We start from the raw sequence: 13,410 nt of genomic DNA, 5'->3' as shown, positions 1-13,410 counted from the left end.
TAGTTTTACCCAAACATAGGAATTAACTCGCTAAAATCAAATAGCTTTATCCGGTGATCAGGTTAGCCAACAAAGAGCTTTCGCTTCCCGTTTTCTCTTGCAGAGGTTTCACCCCCTTCTTTAAGCTTTTCGCTTATCACGGTATGAGCTTGTTGTTGTTGCTTTCTCTCCCTTCTTAGCTTCAACCAGCCACTGTAAAGCAAATTTTCATTGATTGACGGTTTTGGAAAGAATAGGCTGCTAATATAGCCTACTACGACCACCAGAATATGGCTATATACACCAAGCATAAGCTTGTGATGGGTAAAATTAAAGGTGCCTAAATCCAGCAGTTTGTACTTATTATCTCCTATACCGACTTCCGTTGACGTTAAAAGTGCATAAGCTGTGAAAAATATACATGTTACAATAGCAATATTAACGCCTTTTTCATTGGCCCTACTTGAAAACAGCCCTAACAAAAAGATTCCGACAATGCCACCTGAAAATATAGCATATAATGTAAAAATAACCCCTAAAATCCCTTCACTTCCCAAATAAGCATATACGAAGCCTATTATGATGGTAATGATGCCCGATAATACTACAATCCATCTACTACTAGCTAAATAGATACGATCTGTTTTTCCCGGTTTTATCTTTTTATAGTAATCTTCTACCCCTACTGCTGCCAAGGAGTTAAGATCGGCACTTAAACTACAAATTGCAGCAGAGATCATGGCCGCTAACACAAACCCCACAACACCTGTTGGCAGTTCGGTCATAATAAAATAGGGGAACACACTATTGGCATTTACATTTGCTGGTAGCGGTTGCTGAGTATAGTATGCAAATAAGGCAGTTCCAATGAACATGAACAGCGCCCAAACGGGTACGGTAAGTAAGATACCTAATAGCGAAGCTCCAATAGCTCCCTTGTCTGTCTTAGCAGTTAAGTATCGCTGAACAACCGTTTGGTCAGTGCCGTATTTTTGTATTCCATAAAATAAGCCATTAATGGCAACGACGATGAAGGTCAGATTTTTAAAATCGAAGTCATAAGGTCCGAAGCCGGTTCGATGATTCATTTGGGCAATATGCCATACTTGTTTAGCACCGCCATCAACGGCAAAGAATATCAATAGCAGACAGATGATTCCGCTTAAAAACAGCATAAATCCCTGAAAAACATCTAACCAGATAACGGCCTCCAAACCACCAAGCAAATTAATAGTAATGATAATAGCCCCGGTACCGGCGATTACCCAAAAAGTATTGGCTCCTGTCATACTACTTAAAGCAACTGCCAATAGGTATAACACGGTCCCCATTCCGGAGAATTGGCGCAGAACAAAGGCAATGGAACTGTAATAACGGGCGAATGATCCGAAGCGCTTTTCAAAATATTCATAGGTGCTTAATCCGATTACCTTTCTGTACATAGGTACGATAAACCATATACTAAGCAGCAATACAATTGGCACCATTAACCCTTGGACTAATAAAATCCAGTTGGATGTGAATCCTTCGCTTGGGTAGCCGAGAAAAGTGACACTGCTTATCAGCGTGGCCAAGAGCGAAATACCGATAGCCCACGACGGAACCCTACCCCTTGCCGAAAAAAATGAGTGCGTAGACGTTTGATTTTTTGCATAGCGCATCCCCATATACAGGGTTATCATAATAACGATAACTATGATACCATAATCCACCGCCCCTAATGCAGTTTTTGTCATAATGTTGGTTGTTTTAGTGTTAGTATTTGTGCTATAGCGTATACCAGTTGTAACTACCCGGTTTTAAAGTTATCCATATTTTTGGCTCTTTATATATGCTACAGCGAATTACCCCTGGAGCTAATTCTTCCACTGGTTTTAATTGTCCGATCTGCCGATGTGCTAATATCGTTCCGGCCGTGGCTCCCCCTTCTATTATCAGTTCTTGGATGGTGACTTCATTCAAGAGGCGATCGACAATTTTTGCCATGCTTATCCTTAAGAAGCTTGGAGTTAATGGCATACTGGATACTAGCTCATTATCAAAGGCGATTATTGCTTTTTGATGATGCATTAGCGCAGCCTTCACCCGTTCCATCCAACGGTAGAGCTCTTCTTCATCCATATTTTCCCCCGGTTTACTGATCGGAAGGTAGCAAACAGGTTCATTCACCATACGCCAAGCCTTAATTCTTTGTATACTTTTCTCGTAATTGCTTCCGCAGATGTATAATGAAGGTCTCCTGAATCCTGTAAATGACTTATTTTCCTCCAATGGTTCGCACCTTAATGCCTTTGCTTTATGCTCAAGAAAAGCAATAAATGCGGAAGACCCGCCTGCAAGCAGGGTATCCTCCGGTGCAATTTGTACCCATTTACTAATGTCCTGTTCTGTCGCTATTTCGCCTACAACAAGGCCATGTGCAGGTAACGTGTCACTCCATGATTTTATCTGCACGTCTCCTTGCGCTCCAAGCATTTCCAAGACATTGGCATTTTTAACAGGAAATTCGGGATCGCACGAAAAAGCCGTCTCATGAATTGGTTTATCTTGCACATAGTATTTTCCCTTTCGGATTGTCCGGCCTAACCGTGGATTAGCAGGGAGTAATAATGCCCGTTTGGCACCAATAGCAAGCATTTGCGTTGTAAGCTCAGCAACTATATGTCCTCTTAATACAGAATCTATCTTTTTAAATATATGTGTAAAGGAAAGCGTCTTTATCCATCTCAGTACGTTGTCCAACCGCTCCATCGCCTGCTCTATAGCCATTGACCGCGTGTCTGTATTGATTACCAACAGATCGGTTCCCGAAGTTATAGAAACGTCTATTTGATTCGTAATTTCTACCTGAAGGTTATAACGTAGGGCGACCCCTCCTAATTCAGTGGCTCCGGTTAAATCATCTGCGATTACAATAATCATGTGCTAGACACTTTGTTTAATGCTAATTGTGTTGCTGCTTCGATCGCCAAGAGCATCGCGTCCTCACTGGCAATACCCTTGCCTGCGATTTCAAAGGCCGTACCGTGATCCACGGACGTGCGAATAATGGGCAATCCCATGGTGATATTAACTCCCTTCACGCTATCCATCTGCTTCTTTTCAGGATTCCATTTGAATCCGGTTAATTTAAAGGGAATATGGCCTTGATCATGATACATGGCTACAATTCCTCCGTAATAGCCGGTAGCGGCCTTGGAAAACAGGGTATCTGCAGGTACAGGCCCCTCCACATCATATCCAAGCTGCCCTGCCTCCGCTACAGCAGGGGCAATCTCTTCGTCGTCTTCCGTTCCGAACAGTCCTGAATCGCCTGCATGTGGATTAAGGCCGGCCACACCGATCTTTAAATTTCTTAAGCCTAAACTGATCAGCCCGTTTTGAAGCAATTCAATCACCTCTAAAATACGATCCTTCTTTACCAGATCACAGGCTTGACGGAGGGAAACGTGTGTTGATACGTGAATAACGCGCATTTGCTCTTCTACCAATAGCATCGCATATTTTTTGGTATTGGTATAATGTGCATAGATTTCGGTATGTCCGGGATATTGATGCCCAGCTTCACTAATCGATTTTTTATTAATGGGGCCTGTCACCGTGGCATCAATCTGACCGTCCATCGCCAATTCAATCACCTTTTTTACCGATCGAAAGGCAGCATCTCCCGCCGCAGCCGACACTTGTCCAAAATGAATCGCATTTAAATCAACAGGTCCCAAATCATATACATCCAGTTGGCCATAAATAAACTTTGCGTCTTCTATATGTTGTATTGAATGGATTGAAACCTGAATATCCAATGCATTTATGATATGTTGAAATACGTTGGCATTTCCTATCAGTAGCGGTCGGCATGCATCATAGACTTTTTTTGATAGTAGCGCCTTAACGGCAATTTCAGGCCCGATACTAGCCGGATCGCCCATAGTAATTCCAATAATTGGCTTCTCAGACATGATTATAAATATTCAGTTTTATTCCTTCTTCCTTAATAAGTTGCTGAAACGACTCCTTTAAAAGATTGATTTCTTCTGTGGATGACCCTTGAAGCGGCGGCATCACATGGGGTTCACATAAACCAACTGATTGCATCAGGATTTTTAGCGCCCATAGAGATTCGCCTAAGGTTCTTCCTTTTTGATAAAGATCGCCCAATAGGTCCGATTGTCGTTGATAATAGTATGCTTTCTCTTCGGAGCCTTCAGCAATGGCCTTGTACATTTCGTCGTAAATGGAAGGCGCTAAATTCCCCGTACTAGGTACCAAACCGTCGCTACCATGTAAAAGTGCATACGCGGACTTCGCAGCCCAACCGAGCAGATGACTAAAATCAGGCCTATCAGCCCAACGAGACAATGATTCCTGAAGACGTTCTTCTGATCGTTCGGAATCTTTGGTAGCTACGATATTGTCGTGCAGACTTAACTCGTCTAATAGATTTAGCGGTATAGACATATGGGTGGTAGCGGGTATATTATAAATAACCATTGGACCGTCCACATGATCGGCTAATTGCAGAAAATACTTCTTTATTTGACGTTCTGATAGCTTGTAATAAAATGGAAGCGTAGCAACCACCGCATCCGCGCCAAACTCGAAACAACGTTTCGAAAAATCAATGGTTTCCTTCATTGAATTGGATGATATTCCAACATATAGCTTATGTTCAGTTGATCGAATACCGGCAACTGTTTCAAGATACTCTAGTTTCAATTGGTTAGTCAGCAATGCGGACTCGCCGGTTGTACCCAAAATAAAGGGAGACGCATTGAACTGTTTTAAATTCTCCAAAATTCGGGCGACCGCTTCTTTATCAAGTTGATATTTTGTATTTATGGGTGTTACTAAGGGAACAATGGTACCATGGTATTTCTTTTTTGTCTTCATCTGTCAGTCTTTTGTTTTGTTTACATCTATCTATTTTGGCATTCAGGCGTCAGTCGTTTAATAAGCCTCGCGATAAATAGATATTGCATCATCTATGGTAATTTCCCTTGGATTGTTTACTAATAATCTTGTTATTTTCATGGCATCTTCGGCCAACTGAGGTATCGAAGTTTCCGGAATATTTAAATCTCTTAATCTAGCCGGAAGATTACATGCTCGAATAATTTGCTTTATTTTTTCAACACCCGCCATAGCAGTCCCTCGGTCATCGGCTAACTTTTCACATCCCAATGCGAGCGCAACCGCTGCGTAACGATCGGGTGCTGCGGGAATGTTAAAAGTCATCACATGGGGTAGAAGTAACGCATTGGATAAGCCATGCGCTATTTGGAAACGCGTCCCTAAAGGATAAGCCAGGGCGTGCACGGCCGCCGTATTGACCGGTCCAAGGCAAATCCCACCGAATAAGCTTCCCATCGCTACTTGCGCGCGAGCAAACTCATGGCTACCGTCCTCAACAGCCTTTACTAAATTGGCTGCTATTAACTTTATTCCTTCTAAAGCGTATATATCGATAAAAGGATGAGCAAATTTATTCGTATATGCTTCCAAGCAGTGTGTAAGCGCATCAAGCCCGGTAGCGGCGGTTACCCCTACAGGTACGCTATGCGTCAATAAAGGATCCACACAAACTAGATCGGGTACCAAAAAAGGGCTGATTATTCCTTTTTTTTGATGGTCGACCGGATCGATAAAAATCGCATTAGGCGAAGCTTCACTTCCCGTACCCGCAGTGGTTGGTACACAGATTAGCTTAATCCGTCTCTCTCGAATTAAATTTTTACCGACAATCGCTCCCAGCTTTTGATCACTTTTTAACTGCACGGCTGCAAGTTTTGCTATATCCAGTACGCTGCCACCGCCAATACCTATTACACCATCGATATCTTCCGCTACATAGCTATTTATCAGCTGATTAAAATCATCGAAAGAAGGTTCTTGTTCTATTCCTGTATGAAGAAAAACTTGTATCCCGATGTTATCTAATTGCTTGATCAAGCTTTGTATAGTGGGCAATAAAGGCGCTATACTGACGATCAGTACCTTCTTTAGGCCTAAAGGCGCAATATCAGATGCTATTTGATTCAAACATCCGCTTCCAAAAAGTATCTTGTTTGGAAAATTAACACTTATATCTCGTAGAACTGTCATCATCAAAAACGCAATTGTCAGCTTCTATATGAATTTCAATGGGTCTTCCCCAGAAGTCCCAAAAGTTTATAATGGCCGCTATCTTTCCTTATTATTAGAGACTTACACCGGCTATAAATGAAATTCAAATATAGGGCTCGGTAAAACCACTTTGTTGTACAATTTTCCCCTCATCCTATACAATATTTGCATAGAAACTACAAACATCTTACATTTGAGGAAATCATGCTATAACAAGCATAACAAGCTAACCAAACTTGTTTACATACCTTTAAGGATCGAGTTATCATATGACATAAAGTGATGATAGATTGGTCGGATATTATAAGATACTCGTTAAAAAAGTACGCAATGAAACCTCGTTTAAAAAAAGTTCCTGTAAAATCAGAGAGTTCCTTTAGCATCAATCATGATATCATGCCGAACTTTGGTAATGTTTGGCATTACCATCCCGAATTGGAGTTGCACTACAATATTAAAGGGGAGGGTGTACGGTTTATTGGTGATCACATAGACAATTTTTCTTCGGGTGAAATTATTTTATTAGGCGAAAACCTACCTCATGCCTGGCGCTGTCGAGAAGAGTATTTTCAACAAGATCCGAATTTTAATATTGAAGCCATCGTTATGCAGTTTTTGCCGGATTGTCTGGGCAAGGATTGGATTAATATACCGGAAGCCTACCTTATTCCAAAATTGTACGAAAAAGCCAAGAGCGGAATGATATTTTACGGAGAAACGCAGAAAAAAGTTGCACAGCTAATGCATGATTGTGCTACTGCTGAAAATTTGGAACGTATTATTCTATTGTTATCTATTTTAAAAACATTAGCGGAAAGCGATGAGTATAGGCTTATAACGAATAAATACCATGCCTTCACTTCGCCCAATGAAGCCGACACCATTCGGTTGAATAAAGTCTATACCTACACCTTTAGTAATTATAAATCGGAGATAACATTGAAAGAAATCGCGGCGATCAGCAACCTTAGCGTAACTTCTTTTTGTCGCTACTTCAAAATGATGACCAGAAAAAGCTATTACGATTTTCTAATTGAGATTCGGATTAGCCACGCTTGCCGTTTATTGATCGAGAATATTTTACCAACGGAAGTCATTTGCTTCGAATGTGGATTTAACAATGTATCTAATTTCTATCGGCATTTCAAAAAACAAAAAGGCGTTACTCCACTGGAATATAAGCGCATCCACCTTTCAAGATAAGTTGTAGGTTTTAAGCTCAAACCCATAGAACTTAAAATTTATAACCCATAGCAGTGAGCGCACACTATTTTAATTGGTAAACCGTTAATAAAGCGTATGAAGATAATTAGAAAATGGATAGCGGCCCCAATTTTATTGGCCCTAATATGCGTGCTGAGCTCGTCATATATCGTAGATAAAGAAGCTGAACGGATTCAAAAAGCAGCAAGTGTCTTTGAAGACTTCACAAACATGAAAGAAAGTATACCCGCATCCATGCTGGAAGACTCAAAGGGAATCGTCATTATCCCAAAAATGATCAACGCAGGATTTGGTATAGGTGGAAAACGAGGAAAGGGTGTTGCAATGGTAAAACTTGCTTCCGGAGAATGGAGTGATCCGGTATTTGTAACGATTACCGGTGGTAGTATTGGATTTCAAGCAGGGGTGCAAGCAGTAGATTTAGTGCTTTTATTTAAGCATAAAGAAGCTTTAACAAATGCTAAGAACGGAGACTTTACCATTGGTGGCGATCTTTCGGCTGCGGCAGGTCCTGTAGGCCGAAGTACGAGCGCCAATACAGATTATAAACTGGACGCAGAAGTTTATTCCTATTCGAGAAGTAAGGGGCTTTTTGCCGGCATCAGTATTAATGGTTCTAATATAGCTTTTGATAAAACAGCCAATAGTAATTATTACGGGGCTAATTCGGACACGCAGAAACTGTTTTCGGGAGCAAAACATACGAGTGCAGAAGTAACTGCACTGAGAAATGCGTTAGGGGGCAAATAAAATTTAAAAAGCCTATTGCATTTTAATAAAAAAACGTAGTTTAGCAAAATCATTAACTTAATTTTATAAACCCATAAAAATTTATAAGTATTATGGAAAAATTCTCTAAACTGAAAGAACTTATTGCTCAAGCTGAAAAAGACGCTCTTGCATTCTACGAAAAAGGAAATAAGGCCGCTGGCACAAGATTAAGAGGCGCATTACAACAAACTAAAGCGTTAGCTCAAGACATCCGTAATGAAGTAACGGAAAAGAAAAATGCGAAATAATTGCTTACAAGGATCAAAAAAAGCCTGTGCTTAGTAAGGCAGGCTTCTTTTGATCATTTGATTATTAAGTTCTATTCAAATATTTGCTGACGGGGCCAGTGAGTTTACGGCTAATTAAGCAAAACGTTCGGGTGAAAATAGCGATATATCAGATGAACTTGGCAGCTCATTTGCCAATTCGCAGACGACCTTTCCATAGGCAGGCCCTAAACTAAGTCCCATCATTCCACCCCCTCCGGCTATAATCAAGTTCTTTAACTGTTTAGTGTACCCAAGGTATGGCAAGCCATCGGGTGAACAAGGTCGGAAACCGAACCAAACGTCTTTTCGCTCCGGCATAGCCACTTTTAATTCGGGATAGTAGCGGGGAATAGCTTCAACGATGCCCTGTACGCGGTTCATGTTAATATCTTCGTTCAAAGCGGCCAATTCCATGGTTCCTCCGAAGCGAATATGACCATGCATGGGAGTTACGGCCACCCTCGCTTCGAGTAACAATGATGGATGCGATAACGTATGCTCCTGAGGTTTATACATAAACGAGTAACCCTTTCCCGGCATTAACGGAATCCGAAGTCCCGCCTTTTTTGCAATTGCCGGCAACCAAGCGCCTCCGGTCATCACAAATTTATCGGCACTGAACTTCTTGTTTCCGGCAATAACGGCCTGCAATTTTCCCATACCGGATTCAAAACCCGTTACCGTAGTGTGCTCATGTATCACTGCACCCTTTTGTCTCACAAAAGCAATAAGCTGCGCCATTAGCGCTTGTGGATATAAATGACCATCGCAACGATAGTGTACCGCGCCCAATACATCAAGCTTATTATTTGGTTCCAACAATTGTACTTGCTCTTTCGACAAAGCCTCTACGTCCAAACCCAGTGCTTTCGCCGTTTCAGCCAAATGGATTTCTTCCTCTGCCATTTTCTCTGTTTTATATAGCATGAGAATTCCTTTATGTGCTAATTCAAAGGAGAATTCATCCGTTTTCACCATTTCGTCGTATAAGTTACTGCTCAGGAGATTTAGGTCGCGAATACTTGGTGCAGAACGGTTAACATGGGTAGCATTCGCGTGTTTAATGAACTTTAACCCCCAAGAGATAAGATTAGCACTCAAACTCGGTTTTACATAAAATGGGCTCTTGCTGTTAAACATCCACTTGATTCCCTGCGCCACAATACCTGGAGCCGCGAGTGGTGTAAAGTGACTGGGAACCAGCATTCCGGCGTTACCATAAGAACAGTTGTCTTTTAAATCCCCGCTGTCTAGAAGCGTAACTTTCCAACCATCTTTTAACAGATAATAGGCTGAACATAATCCAGCAATACCTCCTCCAATAATCAGAACACTCCCCTTATTTTCTTTATCCATGTGTTAGCATACTAGTTGTCAGCTTTCTTTGTCCGTTCTCGGCTTTTTGAATTTACCAAGAACCAAACTGAAACGCATAACAGACTTTTTTACTTTTGAATTTTTACTTTTTACTTTTGAATTTAAATCACCTGAAAACCGAAAGCATAAGGGTCCTCATCATCAATGATGATATGATTATATCCTGTAATTAAAGCCCAGCCCTCTACACCGGGTATAATAGCCGGTTTTCCATTTATCGTCGCCTCTTCCTCGATCGTACCAAGAAATTTTGACCCGATATAACTTTCGTGAATAAACCGATCTCCTTTTTTCAGCTTGCCCTTGGCGTACCATTGAGCCATTCGTGCAGAAGTGCCGGTGCCACATGGAGACCTATCTAATGCATTCTCTCCTACAAGTACTGCATTTCGCCCAGTCGACGAAGGATCCAAAACACTCCCTGTCCATTGTATATGGCTTAGACCCGAAATATTACTGTTCTCCGGATGAATAAACTGATACTTTTCGTTTAATAGCTTTCGAATTACTTTACCGTAGTAAATGAGTTGGCTGGCAGAAAACCGGTTGATGTCCTCGAAATTTTCCTGTGGATCAATGATACCATAGAAATTACCTCCAAAGGAAACATCAACACGTATCATCCCTAAATCAGGGCAAACTACTTCAAGTCCTTCCGCGTATAAGAACGATTTAACATTCGTCAATTTAACGGACTTAACCCGTTTACCTTCTTGTTTGTAATCAATTAAGACCAGACCTGCCGGTGTTTCGAGACGTAATTTACCCGGTGTCTTGGGTTCAACCAAGCCCTCTTCAATAGCAATAGTAACCGTCCCTATTGTGCCATGTCCACACATGGGCAAACAGCCACTGGTTTCTATATATAGTACGCCGATATCATTCGCCGGATCGCAAGGTGGATACAATATACTTCCACTCATCATATCATGGCCCCGTGGCTCAAACATCAGCCCCTTCCGAATCCAATCGTATTCTTTCATGAAGTGCAAACGTCGCTCCATCATGGAATTCCCCTCCAACAGTGGGCCGCCGCCTGCAACGAGCCGTACCGGGCAGCCACAGGTATGGGCGTCTATACAGAAAAAAGTTTTTTTCATTGTTGTAGCAATTAGCCTTTAGCTATTAGCTGCTGTTAAATTAAATATTTTAGCTATTAATTTTATTCGCTTGAAAAGCCCCACTACCTTCCTTAAAATTTATAACTTACAACGCAGAAGCGTCCTTCGTCAATACGTTATTTACAGTACGATAAATACCTAGGGGATTTTCATTTTTCAAGGCATCAGGCAATAGTGCGTTCGGCCAATTTTGAAAAGAGATGGGACGTAGAAAACGCTGCACAGCATCTGATCCAACGGAGGTGAACCGTGCATCTGTCGTTGCCGGAAAAGGCCCTCCATGCTGCATAGCTATACATACCTCTACGCCGGTAGGCATACCGTTAAACAACAATCGCCCACACTTATCCTGTAAAAGACTTATTAATTTACTATGTCTGACGGCATCCGCCTCGGTGGCAGCCACAGTAATTGTTAGCTGTCCTTTTATATGATCGGCAATATTCAGCATTTCCTCTTCGCTCTCGCACGCCACGATTAATCCGAAAGGACCAAACACCTCTTCAAGTAAAGCGTCATTTTCTACAACGCTTTTCGCATCGGTTTCAACAAGCAGCGCAGCTCCTTGGCCTTCTGCAGCGATTTGTTCTGCTTTGCCTATTACGCGAATGGTGGATTCCGTTAACATGCGTTCGCTATTGGCATGGTAAGCTTTAGCAATACCTGCATGAAGCATGTTCGCTGGAGGGCAACTTAAAACTTCTTGGCGGAGAACTTCTTTAAATGTCTCAAGATCTTTCCCCTTGACAGCGACGAGTACACCTGGATTGGTACAAAATTGACCCACACCGAGCGTTAGCGAACTTAAATACTGGTTCGCTAAACCTCGCGGATCAGTCGCCATTTTTTCCGGCAGCGCAAAGACTGGGTTTACACTACCCATCTCAGCGAATACCGGTATGGGCTCCTTTCGTTGATTAGCCAAATCAAATAACGCTTTCCCTCCTCCATAAGAGCCCGTAAACGCAACCGATTTGACTATAGGATGTTGAACAAGATAAGCCCCCGACTCGTTTGAATTACCGTATATGTGGGAAAAAATTCCATCATGCCATCCCTCTTCTTTTATCGCACCGAAAATAGCCTCCGCCATTAATGCTGAAGTCTTGGGATGTCCCGGATGTGCTTTAAGAATTACCGGGCAACCCGCTGCGATAGCGCTCGCCGTGTCTCCACCGGCGGTCGAAAAAGCAAAGGGGAAATTACTTGCACCAAAAACAACTACCGGACCAACCCCAACCTTGATTTTACGCAAATCCGGCTTCGGTGGTGTTCTGTCTGGAATCGCTGTATCAATTCTTGCTTCAAAACATAGGCCATCTTTTATATGATCGGCATAGCTTCTCCATTGAAAGACAGTCCGGGCTTTCTCTCCGATCAGACGAGCCTCGGGAAGGTGGCTCTCTTCCATTGCTGTTGCGATCAATTCAGTCCCCAATCCCTCTATTTTGGCTGCAATCGCATACATTAAACCTGCTCTATCGATTGCGCTTCTTCCTTTTAGGTATTGAAATGCTTCTTCTGCCTTGTGCAGTAATTCCTTGACTTGTTCCTGTGGTGTTTCTGTGTACATTCTATTTCCTTTCAATAATTAAACTAGGCTACCGGAACCCTTTGTTTCCAAGTTTGGCCTATTCACCTTACTATCGGCAATAACTTTCAATATACGTTCGCGTTCTTCACCTACTAACGGTAGGCGAGGTGCACGCACGGTTTCATTACTAATACCCTCACTCGTTGCCGCTAATTTGATGTATTGAACTAGTTTGGCATGGATATCTAACTCTAGTAAAGGCAAAAACCAGCGGAATATAGCTAATGCTTTTTCTATTTTACCCGCTTTTACATAATCATAGATCGCAACCGTTTCTTTTGGATAAGCGTCCACTAAGCCGGCCACAATCCCATCCGCTCCCATTAGTAAAGCTTCTGTACTAATGGTATCAACTCCACCTAAAATCTTAAAACGGCCGCCAAATCGATTGATCATACGGGTGATATTGGTCAAATCGCGCGTAGACTCCTTAACGGCCTGGATATTGGGTACAGTAGCCAGTTGTTCAAACATATCCAACGTTACCAGATTACCATAGTCAACAGGGTTGTTGTAAACCATGATAGGAAGACTTGTACTGTTCGCTATCGTTGTGAAAAAAATTACTGTTTCTCTATCATCTGCCTTATAGCGCATAGGTGGCAATACCATCAATCCATCTGCACCTAATTCCTCTGCTTTCCGGGCGATTTTGATCGCTTCAGCGGTAGCTTGTTCCGCAATACCCAAAATAACAGGAACGTCTTTACCCGTTACAAAGTTAACGGTATATGTCAATAAATCGTATTTTTCCTGTGTAGTTAACGTACTGGCTTCACCTAATGAGCCCGCTAAAATCAAACCATGTACGCCCCCTTCAAGTTGGGCAGTCAGATTCTTACCGAACATATCAAAATCGATCTCTCCACTTTCTTTAAATGGAGTTAATAATGCAGGATAAATTCCTTTCCAAAGTTCTTTACTCATTATAGTTCTTATTTTTTTTCAAAAG

General features: G+C 41.9%; 12 protein-coding genes. 3 read left to right on the top strand and 9 right to left on the bottom strand.

Annotated features, from left to right (window positions below):
- Positions 1–62: 62 nt before the first annotated feature.
- Genes M1D52_RS01570 through M1D52_RS01550 form a run of 5 tightly spaced genes read right to left on the bottom strand, consistent with a single transcriptional unit; the run spans position 63 to position 6,084 of the window.
- On the bottom strand, positions 63–1,715 hold the full coding sequence (locus M1D52_RS01570) for a sodium:solute symporter family protein (protein ID WP_437393957.1): 1,653 nt from the start codon (positions 1,713–1,715) through the stop codon (positions 63–65).
- Positions 1,716–1,746: 31 nt separating this feature from the next.
- Complete coding sequence (locus M1D52_RS01565; protein ID WP_437393958.1) at positions 1,747–2,901, bottom strand: four-carbon acid sugar kinase family protein; 1,155 nt, start codon at positions 2,899–2,901, stop codon at positions 1,747–1,749.
- A complete protein-coding gene (pdxA, locus tag M1D52_RS01560) occupies positions 2,898–3,938 on the bottom strand; it encodes a 4-hydroxythreonine-4-phosphate dehydrogenase PdxA (protein ID WP_130854848.1) in 1,041 nt (346 codons plus the stop codon). Before pdxA ends, M1D52_RS01565 begins: the two co-directional genes overlap by 4 nt.
- A complete protein-coding gene (locus tag M1D52_RS01555; RefSeq protein WP_013664282.1) occupies positions 3,931–4,869 on the bottom strand; it encodes a dihydrodipicolinate synthase family protein in 939 nt (312 codons plus the stop codon). The genes pdxA and M1D52_RS01555 overlap by 8 nt, the downstream gene beginning before the upstream one ends.
- Positions 4,870–4,926: 57 nt before the next feature.
- The gene (locus tag M1D52_RS01550) at positions 4,927–6,084 is read right to left on the bottom strand and encodes an iron-containing alcohol dehydrogenase (RefSeq protein WP_437393959.1); all 1,158 of its coding nucleotides are present in this window, start codon (positions 6,082–6,084) and stop codon (positions 4,927–4,929) included.
- A 348-nt stretch (positions 6,085–6,432) separates the two neighbouring features.
- Between M1D52_RS01550 and M1D52_RS01545 the strand changes: the two genes are divergently transcribed.
- The 3 genes from M1D52_RS01545 to M1D52_RS01535 all read left to right on the top strand — a co-directional run bounded on the left by M1D52_RS01545 (position 6,433) and on the right by M1D52_RS01535 (position 8,345).
- Positions 6,433–7,305, top strand: coding sequence for an AraC family transcriptional regulator (locus tag M1D52_RS01545; protein ID WP_013664284.1), 873 nt, complete (start codon positions 6,433–6,435; stop codon positions 7,303–7,305).
- 96 nt (positions 7,306–7,401) lie between these two features.
- On the top strand, positions 7,402–8,076 hold the full coding sequence (locus M1D52_RS01540) for a lipid-binding SYLF domain-containing protein (RefSeq protein WP_130854846.1): 675 nt from the start codon (positions 7,402–7,404) through the stop codon (positions 8,074–8,076).
- Between the two features lie 92 nt (positions 8,077–8,168).
- Complete coding sequence (locus tag M1D52_RS01535) at positions 8,169–8,345, top strand: hypothetical protein (RefSeq protein WP_013664286.1); 177 nt, start codon at positions 8,169–8,171, stop codon at positions 8,343–8,345.
- Between the two features lie 114 nt (positions 8,346–8,459).
- Here the strand turns inward: M1D52_RS01535 and M1D52_RS01530 are convergent, their stop codons facing one another.
- From M1D52_RS01530 to M1D52_RS01515, 4 genes are all read right to left on the bottom strand, one after another.
- Positions 8,460–9,722: an NAD(P)/FAD-dependent oxidoreductase gene (locus tag M1D52_RS01530; protein WP_130854845.1), complete on the bottom strand. Its 1,263-nt coding sequence runs from the start codon at positions 9,720–9,722 to the stop codon at positions 8,460–8,462.
- A 122-nt stretch (positions 9,723–9,844) separates the two neighbouring features.
- Positions 9,845–10,843: a 4-hydroxyproline epimerase gene (locus M1D52_RS01525; protein WP_149105110.1), complete on the bottom strand. Its 999-nt coding sequence runs from the start codon at positions 10,841–10,843 to the stop codon at positions 9,845–9,847.
- Positions 10,844–10,949: 106 nt separating this feature from the next.
- The gene (locus tag M1D52_RS01520; protein ID WP_437393960.1) at positions 10,950–12,437 is read right to left on the bottom strand and encodes an aldehyde dehydrogenase (NADP(+)); all 1,488 of its coding nucleotides are present in this window, start codon (positions 12,435–12,437) and stop codon (positions 10,950–10,952) included.
- Between the two features lie 18 nt (positions 12,438–12,455).
- Positions 12,456–13,385 (bottom strand): dihydrodipicolinate synthase family protein, encoded by a 930-nt coding sequence (locus tag M1D52_RS01515; protein ID WP_437393961.1) that lies wholly within the window; start codon positions 13,383–13,385, stop codon positions 12,456–12,458.
- Between the last annotated feature and the right edge of the window lie 25 nt (positions 13,386–13,410).

It is taken from the genome of Olivibacter sp. SA151 (assembly GCF_054130995.1).
Note: the sequence above shows the minus strand (reverse complement) of the source record. Positions and strands in the feature narration are given on the sequence as shown.

Coding starts and splice junctions, on each gene's coding strand:
- pdxA (WP_130854848.1), bottom strand. CDS start 3,938: ATGTCTGAGAAGCCAATTATTGGAATTACTATGGGCGATCCGGCTAGT.
- M1D52_RS01550 (WP_437393959.1), bottom strand. CDS start 6,084: ATGATGACAGTTCTACGAGATATAAGTGTTAATTTTCCAAACAAGATA.
- M1D52_RS01515 (WP_437393961.1), bottom strand. CDS start 13,385: ATGAGTAAAGAACTTTGGAAAGGAATTTATCCTGCATTATTAACTCCA.
- M1D52_RS01570 (WP_437393957.1), bottom strand. CDS start 1,715: ATGACAAAAACTGCATTAGGGGCGGTGGATTATGGTATCATAGTTATC.
- M1D52_RS01520 (WP_437393960.1), bottom strand. CDS start 12,437: ATGTACACAGAAACACCACAGGAACAAGTCAAGGAATTACTGCACAAG.
- M1D52_RS01530 (WP_130854845.1), bottom strand. CDS start 9,722: ATGGATAAAGAAAATAAGGGGAGTGTTCTGATTATTGGAGGAGGTATT.
- M1D52_RS01525 (WP_149105110.1), bottom strand. CDS start 10,843: ATGAAAAAAACTTTTTTCTGTATAGACGCCCATACCTGTGGCTGCCCG.
- M1D52_RS01555 (WP_013664282.1), bottom strand. CDS start 4,869: ATGAAGACAAAAAAGAAATACCATGGTACCATTGTTCCCTTAGTAACA.
- M1D52_RS01565 (WP_437393958.1), bottom strand. CDS start 2,901: ATGATTATTGTAATCGCAGATGATTTAACCGGAGCCACTGAATTAGGA.
- M1D52_RS01545 (WP_013664284.1), top strand. CDS start 6,433: ATGAAACCTCGTTTAAAAAAAGTTCCTGTAAAATCAGAGAGTTCCTTT.
- M1D52_RS01540 (WP_130854846.1), top strand. CDS start 7,402: ATGAAGATAATTAGAAAATGGATAGCGGCCCCAATTTTATTGGCCCTA.
- M1D52_RS01535 (WP_013664286.1), top strand. CDS start 8,169: ATGGAAAAATTCTCTAAACTGAAAGAACTTATTGCTCAAGCTGAAAAA.